Below are 19358 nucleotides of genomic sequence, written 5' to 3'. Positions count from 1 at the left end.
CGGGCCGGACCGGATGGCCGCCCGAATCTCCTGCGACCGGGTCCGCGCGGAGCACCGCGCCGGCCACGAGCGCGAATTGGCTCGTACATCCTCGCTGTCAGGCCAGCAGGCTTAGGCGGACACGGCCCAGCCCCTGCACCACGGGTACCGGCCGGGCCGGGTCGGCTTGCGGGGTCACATGAACGGCCCGGCGAGCGCGTCTCCGACCAGAGTTCCTCGGTGAGGTCAAGCAGCGCCCGCAGCCTGTCGCTCCCGTCGGACAACGCGCGCAGGTCGAGGTCGAAGCGGAGCTCCGTCGTAGACGCTGGGCGGAGGGTCAGCACGGGCGTCGGGGTGTACAACGGGATCTGCAGCGTCGCGGGCGGGGCGTCGGCGGGTCGAGCGAACACCGCAGCCGCGGTGGGCAGGGGCCGCTCACGGTGATGCCGTATGGCCGGTGAGCACCGCCGCGGTCACGGGGCGCTGTATGACGCGCTGGCGTGTGGGCGACTGGGCATCGACCGGCTACGTACCTGCCTCGCGGCGGTGCGGCTGCCGTCAGCGGTGGGGGAGGGTTCGCAACAGTGTGAGGAGTCGGGCCCGACGGCGCTTGGTCGGCGGCTTGTCCAGGGCAAACAAGAACGGCCACTGCGGACCATCGAACCGCGTCGGGATGTAGCCAAGCGCGCGTAGCAGCGTCCGCGTCGCGGAGAACGTCATAGCGCCGAAGCCCGCGTATCCCGCCCTACTGACCTCACCCACGGCGGCGTCAAGCAATGAGGTCACCGCTCCGACCAGTCCCGCCGTCGTATCCAGGCCGCCCGGTCGCCATGGCGGGACGAACGCGCCATCGAACGTGCCGTCCGCCAGGTCGCGCTGGATGTGCGCCAGCACGACCCCGTCGAGTGTCGTCGGACTGTGGAGCTTGTACTCGTTGCACAGCGTGCGCATCCAGCCGAGGAGGTCCTGCCGCACGTTGTGGTCCAGGAAGTCCTCAAGGTTCATCGGCCTCGTGCGCCCGGCGTCGCGAAGCCACCGCAGGAGCTCGAGCGTCTGACGCGTGAGTTCCGCGGAGATTGCCTCAGACGGCGTGCGCTCACCGCTTCTTTGCCTGATGATCGTCGGCCTGCTGGACTCGTCCGTGAGGAGCCTCAGGAACTCCAGGTCGACCTTGTCGAGGTGGACGGAGATGTCGCTGCCCGCTATCTGGAACGCTTGGCCGTGGTTGCGCCCGTCGCGGAGGATCGTCCGGGCCACGACCCGCCGCTCCTCCTGCATAGAGCGGGTGCCTTGGAGGTTGCGGGCGATCGTGTCAAGAGTTCCGGTTGGCAGAGTCTGTGGCGACCGCCGGTAGCGGTCATACCAGGCCTTCGAGCCGCGCGGGTGGTTTTCAAGGTACTCGTCGGCCCATTTGTAGCCGTCCTCCGGCGGGGCAGTCGCCACCCGCTGTTCTCCGGTCGGCTTCGAGGCGTCGTCCTCGCACCACCCGCGCAGCGTGTCGTCGATCCCCGGTGTCCATGCAGCGCCCGCGAAGTTGTGGCCGTCGCGGTACTTTCGCGACATCAGCCAAGGCTCGCGGCCTATAACGCGGACGTGGCCGCGGTCGACGAGCGCGAGGAGGTCCGCGGCGGCGAGACCGGAGTGGGCCAGAAGCAGCCGCGACGACGGCGCCCACAAGGTTAGTGGTCGGCCGAGCAGCACCATCTGAGGTAGATACGCGTACCCCTTCTCGCCGTACTCACTGATGTGGCAGAAGGCGGAAAATCCTGCTGAGGTCACGGGGAGGAGACCTTCCGGTGGTGGCTGTCCGGCTGCGCCGGATCGTAGGGGGCGTCGGACAGCGCTACGACATGCAGCGGCGCCCGTCCGCTGTTGCGGATCGCGTGTGACAGCAGCGGCGGTACGAGGATCGCGGCGCAGCCCTGGCCGTAGACGTCCCGCGACCCCCCGTCCCAGTGCAGCGACCAACTGTCGAGGTAAGTCACCAGGAACACCTCGCGCTTGGCGCAGTGGAAGTGGTCGCCGCGGACGGCGCCGGGCTGCACGGTCATCACGTGCGCGTCACGGACGACGAAGTCGGGCGGAAGGCGGTTCTCGGGAATACTGAAGCTGCTGCCGCGGGGATCCGGTGCGTCACTCAAGACGTGCATCTCGGGCTCCATGACCGCCGATAGTAAGGGGCGCCGGCAATAGCAAGTCCGCTCTCGACCAACACCTGAAGGGACCTCTTTTCTCCTGCGGGCATGGCCTCCCGAACGGACCTACAGCGTGTCCAAGTTCAACTCCTTCAGTCCGATGAACCGCCTCGGCCAGCCGCTGGAAATCGCCACCGCTGCTGCCTGGCTCCTGTCCGACCAGGCCAGCTTCGTCACCGGCGTCACGCTGCCCGTCGACGGCGGCTTCCTGCTCGCCTGACCCCTTCAGTCCTGCACAACCGGACGGGCGCCTCGACAGCCGCCTGTTGGGCCACCCGGCGCCGGCGGCCTCCCAGAAGGGCCTCCCATGGGTCTACGGATGCAGCCGCCGTAGGGCGACTGAGATCGGATTTCCAAGAGGTGGGGTAGGTGCCACCGCCTACGTGGCCGGCTGCAGAGGCGCGCGTCGATTGAGTGGCGTCGCGACTGACACGCCAAGGCGGTCGGCGGCCGACGGTACCGCCGTACGCGGCGCGCCGCCGCTTCGCGGGGAGGTCGTCCGTCCAGCGGACGATCAAGGGAAAGGGAAGTACCCACTCCTTTCCACCTTCAACATATACCGCACCGGGGGGCTTGCGGCAAGACCCGGGTCGTGCCGCAGAATCGTCGGCCGAGGCCAGAACCGACGGAAATGGGGGTCGCGAAATGCGTTTGTTGTTGTTGACGATCGGGTCGCGCGGGAACGGGGTTTCATGCTGACGTGCATGGTCTTCACCCAAGCAGAACTCGACTACCTGGCCACGCAGCACATCGGGCGGCTGGCCACCGTCTCGCCTGACGGGCAGGTGCAGAACAACCCGACCAACTTCTTCGTCGATGCCGGCACTGGCACGATCGTCATCGGCGGGCACGCGCTGGGCTTGTCGAAGAAGTTCCGGAACGTCCAGCAGGGCAGCACGGTCGCGTTCGTCGTGGACGACCTGGCGACGGTCGATCCGTGGGCGCCCCGAGGCATCGAGATCCGGGGCACGGCGGTGGCGCTGACGGACCACGAGCCGCCCCTGCCGTACCTCTCCCGGGAGATCATCAGGATCACACCGACCAAGATCGTCTCGTGGGGGCTGGACGGGCCGCGAGCGAGCCGTACGGTGTGAAATCTCGCTAGGAACGTGCTGAATTTCGGTGTTCCTCGGGGTATGCCCTGCGTGGATGCTTGGTCGGGTTGCCAGCGGCTGGAAAGCGGTCGGGTCGAGGTGGTGACGTTGTAGGGGGTCTGGGCGTTGGTGGACTGGTGGATGAGGTCGTGCTGGTGTCTTTCGGCTCTGGTGTTAGCCGGTTCAGCAGGTGGTCAGGGCCCATCCGTTGGTGTAGTGCAGGCCGCGGTTGATCAGGTTGCGGAGGTTGAGCGCTGCGGTGCGTCGTTTGAGCCAGGCGTTGTTGGGTTCCACGCCGCGGTAGCGCAGTTTCAGCCGGCGTCCGCCGCGGCTGGCGACCTGCGCGATGACCCGTTCGATGTTGGGCCGGTGCCGGCGGTACCGCTCCCGCAGGGTCGGGTCGGTTGTCCAGTCCCGGCGGGCTTGGCGCAGCAGGGCGTCGTGTTCGTGCAGCACGATCTTGCGGCCGGTCTTGGATTTGGTGCACCGGTCCCGCAGCGGGCAGGTACGGCACAGCGCGCCGAAGGCGGCGGTGCGGGTGGTCGGGCTGATCGGCCGGGTGTGCCCGGCCGGGCAGGTGACCGTCTGGCCGTCCTCGTCCACGGCGAAGTCGTCGATGGTGAACCCGCCGGCGACCGGGGACTGCACCGGCTTGGGTTTGATGATCGCGGTGTGGCCGGCCTGGCCGAGGGCATCGCGTAGGTCCCCGGTGCCGTAGGCGGAATCGCCGTACCATTCCCGGCCGGGCACGTCCTCGGCGTCACTGTGCTCCGCGCCGCTGGCGGTGTGGGTGCCGACTGCACTGGTGGTGTTGGGTCCGCCGTCGCCGTCGCCGTCGCCGTCGCCGTCGCCGTCGCTGGTGGCGAGGTCGTTGGCGAGGAACCGGGCCGCCACGGCCGGATCGGAGTTGTCGCTACCGGCGGCTTTGGTCAACTGCTCGTCGGTGACGATGCCGGTATCCGGGTCGGCGGCCACGTGGGCGCGGTAGCCGTCGCGGCGAGCCTCAGGCGATTTGCGGGTGTGCCGGGCCCCGGGGTCCACGGTGGAGACGATCCGGTCCTCGGCCACCTTACGGGCGATGCGCCACCGCCCGTCGGTGCCGTCGGAGCCCTCGGCCGGTTCCACGTCTTGGCCGGCCACCAACGCCAGCAGCGCGAGGGCCTGCGCGGCCGGCTCGTCCAGCGTCGCCCCGGCCAGCGCGCCGAGCAGGGCGGTGGCGTCGTTGACCAGCGCCGAAACGAGGGCGTCCTTGGCCGTCGGGTCGTCCCAGTCGATGTCCGGCTTACCTGGCCGGGTGTAGTCATGCCCGGTACACGCCGCCGCGACCTGCTCCGCGGCGCCGGGCACCACCCGGGCCACCCGGCGGATCTGGCTGATCAACTGGGTGATGGTGTCCTGGGTAGCCACCGCGTCGGCCAGGATCGTGGAATCCACCGCCCGGCGACGCCGTCCCCGCAGCACCCCGGTCGCCTCGACCACCTGCCGGACCGCGTCAGTGATCCGGTGTGGGCGATCCGAACGGGCCAGCCGGCGCCGCCAGTACGTCAACGTCGAGGGGTGGAACCCCTTGTCGTCCAACGCCAACCCGCAGGCCACCTTCCACCGCAGGTCACACCGGGCGGCCTCGGCGGTCTCCGCATCCGAGTAGCCCAACAGCGTCTGCAACATCAGGATCGACGCCGCCACCGGCGCCGGGATCGACGGGCGGCCCTTGGCCGACGGGAACAGATCCGCGAACAGCTCGTCCGGGAACACCCGACCCCGATGCTCGGCCAGGAACGCATACGTACTGCCCGCCGGCACCAGATGCCCCACCAGGGCCGCCGCGTCCAGCAACTCCCGGTCAGCACGCTCCACACCCTGCACGCAAAGATTATCTCACATCAATACAAACAGGTGCAGAAGCCACGCCATAATTCAGCGCGTTCCTAGGACATGGCTACACGAACCTGAGCGGGTGGGGGATGGCGACGTAGCACACACGGTGAAGCGGGCCTGCGCAGGCCGCTCGCCATGCTGTCGCGCCTGGACCGGTTGGGCGACGTGCCGGTCGTGATCACGCTGCCGTCGCCGCACCACCCGCCACACCCGCTGCCAGGCCGGCCGCTCCCGCCCGGACGTGGCCGACAACCGGGAGCTGTGGGACCTGGACGCCCGGAGCTATAAGGCGCTGTTCGGCGCGGCGCTCAACATCCACCGGGCGTCGATCGGCCTGCCACCGGTGGGCAAAGTCCGCGACCACGTCTTGGGCCGCGCGACGACGCGTACGCGCAGGTCGTCGCGGCCGTGACGGACGCCGCGGTCCGCACCGCGCTGATGCGCTGGGCCACGGCGGGCGTCGGCGCGGCCCCGTTCGCCGACCAGGTGGACGAGGCGTTCGCGATATTTGCCGGCGGCCTGACCACATCCACCCCTACACCGAGGAGAGCTGATGACCGTTCAACCGGAGCCGGGCGCGGCCGGGACCCCGGCGGCGATCGCGCCGGACGATCTGGCCGTGGCCGGCGTGCCCGTGGCCGCCGAGGCGGCCGCCCGCGACGAGGTGGCGGCCGAGCAGTCCGGGCGGATGTCGCACGGCGAGGTGATCCAGGCGCTGTCCGGCCTCATGCTCGGCATCTTCGTCACGATCCTGGCCTCGACGATCGTCTCCAACGCGCTGCCGCGCATCATCGCCGACCTCGGGGGCACCCAGTCGGTCTACACCTGGGTGGTCACCACCGAGCTGCTGTCGATGACCGCGACCGTGCCGGTCTGGGGCAAGATGGCCGACCTCTACAGTAAGAAGCTGCTGATCCAGCTCTCGCTGAGCCTGTTCGTGGTCGGCTCGCTGATCGCCGGCTTTGCGCCGAACGTCACGCTGCTGCTGGTCAGCCGCATCGCGCAGGGCGTGGGCGCCGGCGGCATGGGCGCGCTCGCGATGATCGTGATGGCCGCGATGATCCCGCCGCGCGAGCTGGGCCGCTACTCCGGCGTCTTCGGCGCGGTGTTCGGCGCGGCCACGATCGCCGGCCCGCTGATCGGCGGCGTGCTGGTGGACACCTCATGGCTGGGCTGGCGCTGGTGCTTCTTCGTAGGCGTCCCGTTCTCGCTGGCCGCGATCGCCCTGCTGCAGAAGACGCTGCACCTGCCAGTCGTCCGCCGGCCCGTGCAGATCGACTGGCTGGGCGCGCTGCTGATCATGGCCGGCGTCTGTACGCTGCTGATCTGGTCCAGCCTGGCCGGTCAGCACTTCGCCTGGGGCTCGTGGCAGACCGCGGCGTTCGTCTGCGGCGGCGTGCTCCTGCTCGCGCTCGCGGTGTGGACCGAGTCGCGGGCCGCGGAGCCGATCATCCCGCTCGGCATCTTCCGCAACCGCACGGTCACGCTGACCGTGGTGGCCAGCACGCTGGTCGGCGTGGCGATGTTCGGCGGTACGGTGTTCCTGTCGCAGTACTTCCAGGTAGCGCTCGGTAGGTCCCCGACGGTGGCCGGCCTGATGAGCCTGCCGATGATTTTCGGTCTGCTGGTGTCCTCGACGGTTGCCGGACAACTCGTCACGCGGTTCGGGCGCTGGAAGCCGTACCTGGTGGTGGGCTCGCTCGTGATGACCGGCGGGTTCCTGTTGCTCAGCACGATCGACGCGAAGACCGGCGTGGTGCTGCTGGCGGCGTACATGATGGTGCTCGGAATCGGGGTCGGCATGCTCATGCAGAACCTCGTTCTCGCCGCGCAGAACGACGTGCCCGCTGCCGAGTTGGGCGCGGCCACCTCGACGCTCACCTTCTTCCGCAGCATGGGCGGCGCGATCGGGGTGAGCGCGCTGGGCGCGGTGCTCACCAACAGGGTGACCTCGCTCTTCGTCGACCACTTCGGTGCGGCGGCGACCGGGGGCGGCAGCGCCAAGGTGCCCGACCTCGAGACGCTGCCCGCGCCGGTCCTCGCCGTGATCCGCGACATCTACGGCACGGCGACCTCGGACCTGTTCCTGGTGGCTGCGCCGATCGCGTTCCTCGCCGTGCTCGCGGTGGTCTTCATCAAGGAGAAGCCGCTGTCCACCCTCACCGGCGACGAGCGCCGCGCGCGGGAAGCGGCGGCGGCACCGCACTGAGTCGTGCGGGGCGCCCGTCGGCCACGGGGCAGGCGCCGCGCGGGGTGAACATGATGACGGCCACGCCGCACCGACCACCCGTGGCTGGCGGCGGACCAGCATGCCAATGCGCGCCTCGAAAGACGTCGCCCGGATGGCCATCGAGGCGATCCGCGCGCATGGCCGCCGCGCACTCGTCTCCCATTGCAAGCGACCTCAGATCGGAGCTGATGCCGTGAACCCCCTGACTGCCAGCGTGTTCGACCTTCCCGAACACCTCTCCCCCAAGGCCGACCCGACGCTGATCGCCGGCGACGAGCAGCACTTCGCGGCCATCGCGGAGAGCCTCGAGCAGCTGTTCGCCGACCTGTCCGGCCGCCTCGATGCCGAGCGCAAGGCGCCCGGCGGCACAGGCCGGCGGGCGCTGGACCGGGACCAGGAGATCCGCCGGCTGACTGCTCGCCTGCGCGCACTGCGTCGCTTCGGTATGGACCTGTGCATCGGGCGCATGGTCAGCGCGGACAACCCCGAGCCCGTGTACGTCGGACGACGTGGCCTCACGGACAGCGCGGGTCGTCGGCTGTTGCTCGACTGGCGCTCCCCCGCGGCCGAACCGTTCTTCGGAGCGACCCACGCCAATCCGATGGGTCTGGCGAGCCGCCGCAGGTATCGCTGGGCCCGAGGCCGGATCAGCGACTACTGGGACGAGGTGTTCACTCCGGACGGGTTGGAAGGGCACGCTGCGCTCGACGATCAGTCCGCCTTCATCGCCAGCCTGGGCAGCAGCCGGTCGGCCCGGATGCGGGACGTGCTCGGCACCATCCAGGCCGACCAGGACGCCATCATCCGAGCGGGTTCCCGCGGCGCTCTCGTCGTCGACGGCGGTCCGGGTACGGGCAAGACCGTCGTCGCTCTGCACCGCACCGCCTATCTGCGCTACTCCGACCCTCGCCTCGGTCACCGCCGGGGCGGCGTGCTGTTCGTCGGTCCGCATGAGCCCTACCTGGCCTACGTCGCCGACGTCCTCCCCAGCCTCGGGGAGGAGGACGTGCAGACCTGCACCCTGCGGGACCTCGTCGTCGAGGGAGCCACGGCAGCGATCGAGGCCGACCCGGACGTGGCCCTGCTGAAGTCGTCCGCGAACGTGGTGACGGCGATCGAGACGGCCGTCAGGTTCTACGAGGAGCCGCCCACCAAGGGGATGACGGTCACGACCGACTGGTCCGACATCTGGCTGAGCACCGACGACTGGGCCGAGGCGTTCGAAGCGCCTGACCCCGGTACCCCGCACAACGAGGCGCGCGACCAGATCTGGGAGGAGCTGCTCACGACCCTGATGGACAAGCACGATGGCGACGAACCAGCGGACCTGCTCCGCACCTCGCTGCTGGGTAACAGGGAGCTGCGCACGGCCTTCAACCGGGCGTGGCCGGTCCTCGAAGCGGCTGACCTCGTCGGAGACCTGTGGTCGGTGCCCGCCTACCTGCGCAAGTGCGCTCCCTGGCTCAGCCCCGACGACGTTCGGAAGCTGCAGCGCGCAGACGCCCAGGCGTGGACGGTGTCCGACCTGCCGCTGCTGGACGCGGCACGGCAGCGGCTCGGCGACCCGGAGGCGTCAGGGCGTAAGCGACGGCACGACGCTGCTGTCGCCGCTGATCGCGCGCGCATGGCTACGGTCGTCGACGACCTGCTCGAGGCCGATGCGTATGACGACGGGGAAGGTGTGCTGACGATGCTGCGTGGACAGGACATGCGGGACGCCCTGGTCGACGACACCGCACTGCCCGACGCTGATCCGGACCTGCTCGCCGGCCCGTTCGCGCACATCGTCGTGGACGAGGCTCAGGAACTGACCGACGCCGAGTGGCAGATGCTGCTGCTCCGTTGCCCGTCCCGGAGCTTCACTATCGTCGGGGACCGCGCCCAGGCCAGGCACGGGTTCACGGAGTCGTGGCAGGAACGGCTCGAGCGGATCGGGCTCGACCGGATCAACCTGGCCTCCCTGAGCATCAACTACCGGACGCCGGAAGAGGTCATGGCGGAAGCCGAGCCGGTCATCCGGGCCGTGCTCCCGGACGCCAATGTGCCGACCTCCATCCGCAGCAGCGGCATCCCCGTCGTACACGGATCTGCTTCTGATCTGAGCTCGATCCTCGACACCTGGCTCGCCGCGCACGCCGACGGGATCGCCTGCGTCATCGGCGATCCCACCTTCCGGACGACGTCCCGCGTCCGGTCGCTGCCCCCGGAGCTGTCGAAGGGGCTCGAGTTCGACCTGGTCGTCCTCATCGAACCAGAGGCATTCGGCAAAGGCGTCGAAGGAGCGGTCGACCGCTATGTCGCGATGACCCGAGCGACCCAGCAACTCGTCATCCTCACGAGATCCTGACAACGTGATCGCCGCCTGACGATCATGAGGACCGCTACCGAAGTTCGACGGAACGCCATCGGCGCCTACATCCGATGGCGCAACCACCGCGCCCAACCGAATTCCGGGTTCGCCATCAACTCCAAAATTCCGCCACCCGGATTACCCGTTCAAAGCTGCGTGAGGAGGCATCAGATCCGCTCTTGGCCGGCGACCATGGTCGAGCCGAATCCCTTGATGCCCGCCGCGCTGCCACTCGGTACAGCTCGCCGGATGGTTGCGGGCTGACAGCTGCGCCGAGGTCTGGCGGGCCTAGGGTGTGGCGATGCCCGAACGTTGGACCCTGCCCCGTGCGGTGAACCGCCTTCATCGCGATGTCCTGGCGCCGGTCGGGTTCGAGCGTCAGGGCAAACCGCTGTGTCCGCGTGGAAAGCGGGCTCCGCCGTGAGGTGCGGTTCTACACGCCGCGATGGGGCGAGCCTGCCACCAAGGGCGTTCAGGTGTTCCTGATAGTTCAAGTCGAGGGCCTGCGGGACCCGGTGGTGGAGTTCCGTCGAGACGCGCTCTGGACACACCTTGAGCACCTCGCGGTTGTGCCACGCCACCTCGACCGGCTCGGCACCGTCGCCGAGCATCTTGCGAGACATCCGCTTGACCATCGCGCCGTAGATGCCGGTCAATTCGGCCTTCGGGATCCGGGTGTTGCTGGCCAGGTCGCCTCCAGGGTTGCTCTTGGCTTCGACATGGAGACACCGGCCGGGAATCGGTTGTGACAGCTCCGGCGGATTTCCTGATCGCCGTGGCTGAGCAGAGTTGCCCCGCCCGCCTGCAGCAGCTGTCCGGTCTGCGTATCCAGAAGGGGTTGACGAGCCGCTGGCCGCGGCCCGTCAACCCCGACACGTGACCACCGAGGGCTCGGTTACTTGACGCCACCGGCCCGGAATGCCACCCAGGCGTCGCTCATCCGGTCCGCCTGCCCGGCCGTGAACATGTTCATGCAGGAGTCCTGCGTGTAGTCCATGAAGTTGTGGATCGGGTCCAGCCCGGGTGCCGTGCAGGTGTCCGCCCCCACCGGGCAGTTGAACTGCGGCGCCGCCTCCCGCGGGGTGTCCGCGACGTAGTCGCCGGAAGCGGAGCACCCGTGCGCGAAGGTGTGCTCCAGCATCAGCCAGTGCCCGACTTCGTGCGTCAGCGTGTCACCCAGGGCGTACTTGCCCGCCGTTCCGCCCGGCATCGACTCATCGAGCATCACCACGCCGTCGATGTAGTCCCGACCGTTGTTGTAACCCTTCGGGAAGTACGCCCAGCCGAGGAGACCGCCGCCGATGTTGGCCGCGTACACGTTCAAAGTGCGGGAATCGCCGGTGTACAACGCCTGCTTCATGTCCCGCTCGTTCTTGCCCGGCACGACCGTGTACCAGTCGCTGTTCACCGTCCGCGTCGTGTCGACGAGAGAGAACCGGAACGGCGTGTCGGAGGCGTCCGCCGCCGTGCGGCCCGCGAACGAATCGTTGAGTACCGTCATCTGCGCCGCGATCAGGGTGTTCCACCTGTTCGTCTCGGTCGCGCTGAGAGAGTGGTCCGAGATCATGTGGAAGACCGTGGGCACGGTGATGCTGCCGTTGGGCAGGCGCGGCGAATCCTTGATCACGCCGTAGGCGTTCGCCTCATTCTTGGAGTACAGCTCCGGCTCCTGCGCGGTGGCGCCCTCGCTCGCCCGCGCCGCGCTGTGCCCTTCGGCACCCGGCTCACACGCCGAAACACCCGCGGAGGCGGTCACGGACGCTGCCGTACCCACCGCCGCGGAGGCTCCACCGGCCGCCAGGAATGTCGCAGCGGTAGCGGTCAGGACTGCCAGTTGGAACGTCGATCTCCTGTGCATCGTTGCACCTTTCACATCTGGGGGATGGCGGGCTCAAAGAGCGGGATGGACGACGGTCGCCGCGACAAGGCATCGACATCGTCGTCCCGTTATGAGAACACGCCATTGGCGTTGACAACAGACCTCAAGATCGGGATTGCGTCGCCAGATCCCGACTTGGTCGGAGCGCGCCCACCCTGCTGGTGATCTTTGGTTTCCGGCTTCCTCGCAATTGACCTCCCAGCGGTCAAGGCGATCCTGCGCCGAGGTCAGGAGGAGGAGGGCTGGTGGCACTTCGAAGCCGTCTGCGTGCCGTCGCCGCAGAACAACAGCCAGCCGGATCACACATCACCAGCGCCCTCATTGTGTTCAGCCGGGTCTGCCGGACACGAACCAGTCCCGGCCCGCCCGGTCCTCGTCCGGTCGGCGGACCCGTCTCGCGGGGCCCATCAACGCCCGCGGGTGGTGGCCCAGGTACCCACCACGTCGGCGACGGTGCGTAGCCGGACGCCGTCGTGCATCAGGCAGCCCCGCTGGGCCGGCAGCGGCCGGATCTCGGCGGCACTGCGGCTGATCGTCGAGCGATGGACGCCGACCACAGCCTTGTTCGGCGTCGGCCCCGACGTCGCCGCTCAACTGCTGACCACCGCCGGCGACAAGCCCGACCGGCGCCACTCCGAAAGCCGCCCTCGCCCACTGCTACGGCGCAGCACCTATCCCCGCCAGCTCAGGACGGGTGCGCCGGTGCCCTGCTCGCCGACTTCACCGCCCTGACCGGGGGTTGCGGGGTCAGGCGATGTGTTGCAGCACGGGGACGATCCGGAAGTCGACGGTGGTGTGGTCGATGGTCGCGTGTACGGGGGAGTCGGCCATCTCGGTCATGATTCCTGAGGCGCCGCGCCGGCCGTCGGTGGGGGAGTCCCAGGCGACGATGTCGGTGATGGTGCCGTCGTCGTCTTCGGTCATGCGTCGCCAGCGGAAGCCGGGCTGGCGCCGTAGGTAGTTGTTGATGTCGTCGTTGGCTTTGATGAAGTCGGCGCCGGTGAGCCCGGGGGCGAGTCGGAATGTCGTCATCTCGAGCGCTTCGCTCATGGTCGTACTTCTTGTCGTGAGTGGTCAGCCCTGGGTGGTGGAACGCCGGCCACCGCCTTGGTGGCGATCGCGCTGGTCACTGGCCAGATCAACCATCCGCTGAACGGAGCATGCCCGGCCCGTGCGGCCCGGCGGACCGTGCTGGCGAGGGCGGTCTATCCGCCGGGGAGGTCCGCCAAGAGGGCGTCTCTGAGCAGGTCGCTGCGTTCCCGCAGCGGGCGGTTCGCGAGATTGCCGGCAGCGGCGCGGAACGCGATGAGCGGCTGCCCCTGGCGTAGCGGCCGCGATGTCTGAGTCGGGCCGGTCCACCAACGGCGGGTCCGGCAGGCTCCGGGGCGACGAGTGCAAGCCAATGCGGCCCGGATGCCGCCATCCTCGGCGACGGCTGTTCGCTGTGATGAACCCATTGACACGGCCGTGGTTTGGCCGGAACTATCAGCGACAGTTCACTGCTAATGCGTTCGTGGGTCACGAGTTCTTTGACAACGATGTCAGGCCGCGGGGTGCGATGCGACCTCCGAAGGAGAGTGCATGGCCGAGATCGGCGGCCCAGTACTGCCGGTGCAAGCGTCCTGCCGGGCGGCGCCGTGACGGCGTCGGCCAGGCCCGGGTGTTCCCGGCGACGTAGCCGGCCGGTCGGAGCGAGCCGGCCGCCGAGGTGCTGCCGACCCCCTCGGACGGTGGTGCGCTACACCTGTTCGACATCGCCTCCGGATCCGCCACCGGCGCGGGACAGGCCAATCGGCAGGTCGTCCCGGCGCCGATGACGGCGTCGACGCACAGCCGATGGACGGTTCGCCCGGCCTGAGCGCCCGGCAAGCACACTCGCGCTGCATCGCGATCGATCGACCGCAGCAGCCACGGTCCTCTCTGCCCAGACGTTCGACGCACTCGACCCGGATCGAGTCGAAAGGCCCTGCCCTCATGTCGTATCCCCCCCTTGCGCGCCCCTTGTCCCCCCGACTGCTCGCCGCGACAGCTGCGGTCCTGCTGCCGGCGGGACTGCTCGTCGCCGCACCCCCGGCGAATGCCGCGTCCACGACCGCCCCGCCCGGCAACTTCAGCTCCTCGTTCGAGTCGCCCGACCCGCAACCCGTCGCGAGCACCGTCGAGGTCGACGCGAGCGGCAGGCCGGTCCAGGCGAACCTGAGCGGCTCGAGCCCCACCGGGTTGCCCGGCAGCCTGCTCGGTCAGGTCAACGCGGTGACCGCGAGCGCGGAGAACCCGCCGAACGAAACCGCCGCGAACCTCAAGGACGGCAATCCGTCGACCAAGTGGCTGGCGTTCAACCCGACCGGCTGGGTGACCTACCAGCTGGCCAAGCCGGCGGCGGTGGTGCGGTACTCGCTGACTTCGGCGAACGACGCGCCGTCCCGCGACCCCAGGGACTTCACGGTGCAGGGGTCGAACGACGGCAACACGTGGACCGACCTGGACAGACAGACGGGGCAGAGCTTCAGCGGGCGGTTCGTCACCAATACCTACAGCGTTACCAACACGACCGCCTACGGCTACTACCGGCTGAACACCACCGCGAACTCCGGTGACTCCCTCGTCCAGCTCGCCGACTGGGACATCAGCGACGGATCGAACGCCAAGCCCCCGGCCACCCCGATGGTCAGCGTCGTCGGCACCGGTCCCGTCAGCGGATACAACATGAAACCCAGGGCCGGATTCACCGGGCTGGCCTCGCTGCGGTACTCGGGCGGCGCCGAGGCGGACGGTCGCTCGTACGCGACCAACAGGCTGTTCGACGTCGATATCCCGGTCGGGCCGGCGACCCGGCTGTCCTACAAGATCTTCCCTGAGTTCACCGGCCAGGACGCCCAGTACCCGTCGACCTACGCGGCCGTCGACCTGCACTTCACCGACGGCAGCTACCTCAGCCGACTCTCGCCGGTCGACCAGCACGGCTACCCGCTGACGGCCGCCGGGCAGGGTGCGTCGAAGGTGCTGTACGCCGATCAGTGGAACGCGGTGCAGTCCGAGATCGGGGCGGTCGCGAACGGCAAGACGATCGACCGCATCCTGCTCGCCTACGACGATCCCCACGCGACGGCCTCGACCCGTTTCCAGGGCTGGCTCGACGACATCACCCTGGCGGCCGCCCCGACAGGCATCGACGGCTCCAGCCCCACCAACTACGTCGACACCCGGCGCGGGACCAACGCATCGGGCTCGTTCTCGCGCGGCAACCACCTGCCGATCTCGGCGATGCCGAACGGCTTCAATTTCTTCACGCCCGTCACCAACGCCACCTCGAACTCGTGGGAGTACGACTACCAGCGGAACAACAACGCGGCCAACCTGCCCACGCTGCAGGGACTCGCGATCTCGCACGAGCCCAGCCCGTGGATGGGTGACCGTGACCAGATGTCCGTCATGCCGGTGCCGGCCGGCGGACCGCTCACCGGAGCGCCCAGCGGTCGGGCACTCGCCTTCAGCCACAACGACGAGGTCGCGCGGCCGGAGTTCTACCGGGTCGCGCTGCAGAACGGCCTGATCGCCCAGATGTCGCCCACCGACCACGGCGGGATCATGCAGTTCACCTTCCCGTCCGGGCAGGCCACCGGAAGCCTCGTGTTCTACAACGGAACGTTCACCATCGGTACGAACGGCACGTTCACCGGCTGGGTCGACAACGGAAGCGGCCTGTCGGCCGGTCGCAGCCGGATGTTCGTGTCCGGGACCTTCGACCGGGCGCCGACGGCCTCGTCCGCGACGTCCGCCACCTTCGACATCTCCGCGAATCAGCAAGTAACCCTGCGCATCGCGACGTCGTTCATCTCGGTCGACCAGGCACACCGGAACCTCGACCAGGAAGTCACCGGCAGGAGCTTCGACGAGATCCAGGCGGCCGCCACCGCGGCTTGGAAGGACCGGCTCGGCCGGATCGAGGTGCGGGGGGCGACCGAGACGCAGTTGGTGACGCTGTACTCGAACCTGTACCGGCTGAACCTGTACCCGAACTCCCAGTCGGAGAACACCGGCACCGCCACCGCACCGCACTGGCAGTACGCCAGCCCGGTGTCGGCGCCGACCGGCACGTCGACCGCCACCCAGACCGGTGCGAAGATCGTCGACGGGCAGATCTACGTCAACAACGGGTTCTGGGACACCTACCGCACCGTGTGGCCCGCGTACTCGCTGTTGTATCCGGACGTCGCGGCCAGGATCGCCGACGGGTTCGTCCAGCAGTACCGCGACGGCGGGTGGATCGCCCGCTGGTCGTCACCGGGCTACGCCGACCTGATGACCGGCACCAGTGCGGACGTCGCGATGGCCGAGGCCCACCTCAACGGCGTCAAGCTGCCCGACCCGCTCAGCGCGTACGACGCGGCGGTGAAGGACGCGACCGTGGCGTCCGGGCGCAGCGAGGTCGGCCGCAAGGGCATCGAGACTTCGCTGTTCCTGGGCTACACGCCGACCTCCACCGGGGAGTCCGTGTCGTGGGCGCTGGAAGGCTTCATCAACGACTACGGCATCGGCAACATGGGCGCGGCCCTGGCGAATGACCCGGCCACCCCCAAATCGGAGCGCGACCGGCTCAAGGAGGAGTCGCAGTACTTCCTGCAGCGTGCCCGCAACTACGTCAACCTCTTCGACCCGAACACGAAGTTCTTCCAGGGACGTGACGCCGCCGGTAACTTCCTCGCCGGAGACCCGCTGGACTGGGGTGGCGTCTACACCGAGACCGACGGGTGGAACTTCGCGTTCACCGCGCAGCAGGACGGCCAGGGGCTGGCCAACCTGTACGGCGGGCAGAAGGCGCTGCTGCAGAAGCTCGACCAGTTCTTCGCCACCCCGGAGAACGCCGACCATCCGGGCGGGTACGGCGGCACGATCCACGAGATGCTCGAGGCGCGGGCGGTCCGCATGGGCCAGCTCGGCATGAGCAACCAGCCGTCGCACCACATCCCGTACATGTACGACTATGCCGGCGCGCCGGCCAAGACCCAGGCGATCGTGCGGGAGATCCTGCAGCGCCTCTATGTCGGCAGCGAGATCGGCCAGGGCTACCTGGGTGACGAGGACAACGGCGAGCTGTCGTCGTGGTACATCCTCAGCTCGCTGGGCATCTACCCGCTGCAGGCCGGGTCGTCCAACTGGGCCATCGGCTCGCCGCAGTTCACCAGGATGACCGTCCACCGGCAGAGCGGCGACATCGTGGTCAACGCGCCGAACAACAGCACCAGGAACGTGTATGTGCAGAGCGTGAAGGTCAACGGCAGGTCGCAGAGCGGCGTGTCCATCGACTCGTCCGCCCTCGCCCACGGCGGCACGATCGACTTCCAGATGGGCCCGAACCCGTCGCCGTGGGGTACCGGCACGCACGACGCGCCGCCGTCACTGACCAAGGGCAGTGCCAGGCCCAAGCCGCTGCAGGACACCACCGGTCCCGGTCTCGGCACCGCGACCGCGACCGGCGGCCAGGACGCGGCGAAGCTGTTCGACGACTCGTCGATCACCCAGCTGACCTTCGCCGCCGGCACGCCGCAGATAACGTGGGCGTTCCGCGGCGACAAGCAGACGCCGACGTACTACACCCTCACCTCCGGGGCGAGCGCGGGCGACCCGACGGATTGGCAGCTGCAGGGCTCCAACGACGGGATCACCTGGACCACCGTCGATTCCCGCAGCGGCGAGGCGTTCCCGTGGCGCAATCAGACCCGGCCGTTCAGGATCAGCGGTCCGGGGCAGTTCGCGCAGTTCCGCCTGGCCGTGACGAAGACGGCCGGCGCCGGGCAGCCGAACCTCGCCGAGATCGAGTTGCTCGCCGGCGGCGACGTCCAGCTCGGTGGCGGCGCCATCACGGTCACCGCCGCGAGCAGCGTGCACGCGACGTCCGGCGCCGCGGTATCGGTGCCGCTGGCCACCGTCACCGGGGGCACCGCCACCGGCTACCAGGCCACGATCGACTGGGGTGACGGCTCGCCGGCCACCGCAGGCACCCTGTCCGTGAGCTCGCGGGCCGTGTACAGCGTCAGCGGCTCGCACACCTACGCCAAGCCGGGCTACCACCAGGCGAGCGTCACGGTGACCGACGGCACCAGCCAGGGCTCGGCAACGGTCGGCGTCGACGTGGCCTACGCGCCGAGTTCCGGCCTCACCGCCGCGTTCGACACCGTCTGCATCGGCGACGAAGGCGTCCTCGCGGCGAACTGCGACGCCAAGTCGTGGGCGTACTCGCGTGCCGCTCTCGCGGCGGCCGGCGTGACCCAGGGCCAGCAGCACGATGTACCCGGAACGGCGCTGCACTTCACGCTGCCGGCGATCCCACCCGGGCAGCCGGACGACGCGACGGGCAACGGTAGGACGATCGTGCTCAACCTGCCGGCCGACGCCAGGAGCATCTCGTTCATCGGCGCCGGCACGCAGGGCAACCAGAGCACCACCGGCACGGCGACCTTCAGCGACGGCAGCACCGCCAGCATCCCGATCCAGATGAGCGACTGGACGCTGGGCGGCAACGCCAACGGCACCCCGTCCTACGGCAACATCGTCGTCGCCAAGGCCGCGTACCGGCTGAGCGGCACGAGCCGGGACGGCGCACAGCCGTTCCTGTTCGCCACCACGCCGTACCAGATCCCGGCGGGCAAGACGCTCGTCTCGGTGGCCCTGCCGACGCAGACCGGCGATCCCGGATCGGCGGGCAGGATCCACGTGTTCGCCATCGCCGACGACGGCACGCCGGCCACCGCGCTGGCGACCACCGCCCCGCAGGACCAGACGGCCACCGCCGGGCAGATCCTCGCGGCGAACCTCGGCTCGGTGACCGGCGGCGTTCCCGACACGACGGGCTACCACGCGCGCGTGCAATGGGGTGACGGCACGGTTCCGGACGACGTCACGGTCGGCCCGGCCGGGGCGATGAGCGGACAGCACACCTACCCGCAGGAGGGCACGTACACGGTGCACGTCACCGCATGGGACACGCAGTCGAGCAGCTCTGAGACGTTCAGCGTGACCGTGGCGGGTGGCGCGTTCCAGCCGTCGATCGCCGTGTCGTCGTCCGCCACCGTCGTCGCCGGTGACACGATCACCGTCAACGGCAGCGGGTTCGCCGCCGGCGAGCGGGTGACCGTCAAGCTCGGTGCCAGCCCGGCGCGAAGCGTGACGGTCGTGGCGTCCGCCGCGGGAGCGGTACAGGCGTCGATCGCGGCGTCCCGTGACACGCGGCCCGGCCGGTACGCCGTCACCGCCGCCGGCGCGTCCTCGCGGACACCGGCGACGGCAACCGTCCAGGTGACCGGGCAGCGGGCAGTGCCGACGTACCAACCGCAGGTGATTGTCTCGAGCACCGCCGGGCCACGCGGTACGTCACTTGTCGTCAACGGCTCCGGGTTCGCGCCGAACGAAGCGGTCACGATCAGCTTCGGTGACGGCCTCGCCTCCAGCACGGTGCGCGCAAACGGTGACGGCGTCGTCTCTGGCGCGACCATCAGCGTTCCAGGGGCGGCGAAGCCGGGCTCGACCAGCATCACGTTGGCTGGCGCCGATTCGGCGACCCGGGTCGCGGTGCCCTTCACGGTCGGCCCGAACTGAGTCGGGGCTGGTGAAGCCGTCCTGGGCGGGCCGTGACCACGGCCCGCCCAGGGCGGATTGGTTCTGCGCCCAGTCGTCGGTAGCCGGTGTCGGCACGGACCTGAACCCGAGCGGTGCGTGGCGGAGGAGGTCGACCATGTCCTGTACCGCCGGCGGC

Annotated in this window: 12 protein-coding genes and 2 pseudogenes; 7 read left to right on the top strand and 7 right to left on the bottom strand. The window is 69.3% G+C overall.

Annotated features, from left to right (window positions below; translation table 11 throughout):
- Positions 1-537: 537 nt before the first annotated feature.
- Positions 538-1758, bottom strand: coding sequence for a hypothetical protein (locus OG799_RS17585; RefSeq protein WP_406046112.1), 1221 nt, complete (start codon positions 1756-1758; stop codon positions 538-540).
- On the bottom strand, positions 1755-2141 hold the full coding sequence (locus tag OG799_RS17580; RefSeq protein WP_406046111.1) for a hypothetical protein: 387 nt from the start codon (positions 2139-2141) through the stop codon (positions 1755-1757). Before OG799_RS17580 ends, OG799_RS17585 begins: the two co-directional genes overlap by 4 nt.
- Before the next feature lie 106 nt (positions 2142-2247).
- Here OG799_RS17580 and OG799_RS17575 point away from each other — a divergent pair, with 106 nt between their 5' ends.
- Both OG799_RS17575 and OG799_RS17570 read left to right on the top strand, forming a co-directional pair.
- Positions 2248-2394, top strand: coding sequence for an SDR family oxidoreductase (locus tag OG799_RS17575; RefSeq protein WP_406046110.1), 147 nt, complete (start codon positions 2248-2250; stop codon positions 2392-2394).
- A gap of 484 nt (positions 2395-2878) precedes the next feature.
- Positions 2879-3268, top strand: coding sequence for a PPOX class F420-dependent oxidoreductase (locus OG799_RS17570; RefSeq protein ID WP_406046109.1), 390 nt, complete (start codon positions 2879-2881; stop codon positions 3266-3268).
- Positions 3269-3451: 183 nt separating this feature from the next.
- On the opposite strand, the pseudogene OG799_RS17565 reads toward OG799_RS17570, so the two are convergent.
- Both OG799_RS17565 and OG799_RS17560 read right to left on the bottom strand, forming a co-directional pair.
- Positions 3452-3835 (bottom strand): annotated as a pseudogene (locus tag OG799_RS17565) (transposase); the annotation flags it as partial.
- 300 nt (positions 3836-4135) lie between these two features.
- Positions 4136-5134, bottom strand: a pseudogene (locus tag OG799_RS17560) (transposase); the annotation flags it as partial.
- Between the two features lie 253 nt (positions 5135-5387).
- Here OG799_RS17560 and OG799_RS17555 point away from each other — a divergent pair.
- The 4 genes from OG799_RS17555 to OG799_RS17540 all read left to right on the top strand — a co-directional run bounded on the left by OG799_RS17555 (position 5388) and on the right by OG799_RS17540 (position 10475).
- Positions 5388-5558, top strand: coding sequence for a hypothetical protein (locus OG799_RS17555; protein ID WP_406046108.1), 171 nt, complete (start codon positions 5388-5390; stop codon positions 5556-5558).
- 141 nt (positions 5559-5699) lie between these two features.
- Positions 5700-7355 carry an MDR family MFS transporter gene (locus OG799_RS17550; RefSeq protein WP_406046107.1) on the top strand — a complete coding sequence of 552 codons (1656 nt, stop codon included), beginning with the start codon at positions 5700-5702 and terminating at the stop codon, positions 7353-7355.
- A gap of 133 nt (positions 7356-7488) precedes the next feature.
- Positions 7489-9723 (top strand): RNA polymerase recycling motor ATPase HelR, encoded by a 2235-nt coding sequence (gene helR, locus OG799_RS17545; protein WP_406046106.1) that lies wholly within the window; start codon positions 7489-7491, stop codon positions 9721-9723.
- 404 nt (positions 9724-10127) lie between these two features.
- Positions 10128-10475: a hypothetical protein gene (locus OG799_RS17540; RefSeq protein ID WP_406046105.1), complete on the top strand. Its 348-nt coding sequence runs from the start codon at positions 10128-10130 to the stop codon at positions 10473-10475.
- A gap of 146 nt (positions 10476-10621) precedes the next feature.
- Here OG799_RS17540 and OG799_RS17535 read toward each other — a convergent pair whose 3' ends face one another.
- From OG799_RS17535 to OG799_RS17525, 3 genes are all read right to left on the bottom strand, one after another.
- Complete coding sequence (locus OG799_RS17535) at positions 10622-11482, bottom strand: zinc metalloprotease (protein ID WP_406046104.1); 861 nt, start codon at positions 11480-11482, stop codon at positions 10622-10624.
- Between the two features lie 530 nt (positions 11483-12012).
- Positions 12013-12162: a hypothetical protein gene (locus OG799_RS17530; protein ID WP_406046103.1), complete on the bottom strand. Its 150-nt coding sequence runs from the start codon at positions 12160-12162 to the stop codon at positions 12013-12015.
- A 190-nt stretch (positions 12163-12352) separates the two neighbouring features.
- Complete coding sequence (locus tag OG799_RS17525; protein ID WP_406046102.1) at positions 12353-12655, bottom strand: hypothetical protein; 303 nt, start codon at positions 12653-12655, stop codon at positions 12353-12355.
- Between the two features lie 924 nt (positions 12656-13579).
- Between OG799_RS17525 and OG799_RS17520 the strand changes: the two genes are divergently transcribed.
- Entirely contained in the window at positions 13580-19201 is a 5622-nt protein-coding gene (locus tag OG799_RS17520) for a GH92 family glycosyl hydrolase (RefSeq protein ID WP_406046101.1), read from the top strand.
- Positions 19202-19358: the final 157 nt, after the last annotated feature.

The organism is Micromonospora sp. NBC_00898 (genome assembly GCF_045207895.1).
Taxonomy (GTDB): domain Bacteria; phylum Actinomycetota; class Actinomycetes; order Mycobacteriales; family Micromonosporaceae; genus Micromonospora.
The sequence above is the reverse complement of the archived record's forward strand: the minus strand, read 5'-3'. Positions and strand labels throughout refer to the sequence as shown.

What these genes read in the sequence shown, in the direction of transcription:
- OG799_RS17580 (WP_406046111.1), bottom strand. Translation starts at nt 2,141, where the DNA reads ATGGAGCCCGAGATGCACGTCTTGAGTGACGCACCGGATCCCCGCGGC.
- OG799_RS17520 (WP_406046101.1), top strand. Translation starts at nt 13,580, where the DNA reads ATGTCGTATCCCCCCCTTGCGCGCCCCTTGTCCCCCCGACTGCTCGCC.
- OG799_RS17570 (WP_406046109.1), top strand. Translation starts at nt 2,879, where the DNA reads ATGGTCTTCACCCAAGCAGAACTCGACTACCTGGCCACGCAGCACATC.
- OG799_RS17550 (WP_406046107.1), top strand. Translation starts at nt 5,700, where the DNA reads ATGACCGTTCAACCGGAGCCGGGCGCGGCCGGGACCCCGGCGGCGATC.
- helR (WP_406046106.1), top strand. Translation starts at nt 7,489, where the DNA reads ATGGCCATCGAGGCGATCCGCGCGCATGGCCGCCGCGCACTCGTCTCC.
- OG799_RS17525 (WP_406046102.1), bottom strand. Translation starts at nt 12,655, where the DNA reads ATGAGCGAAGCGCTCGAGATGACGACATTCCGACTCGCCCCCGGGCTC.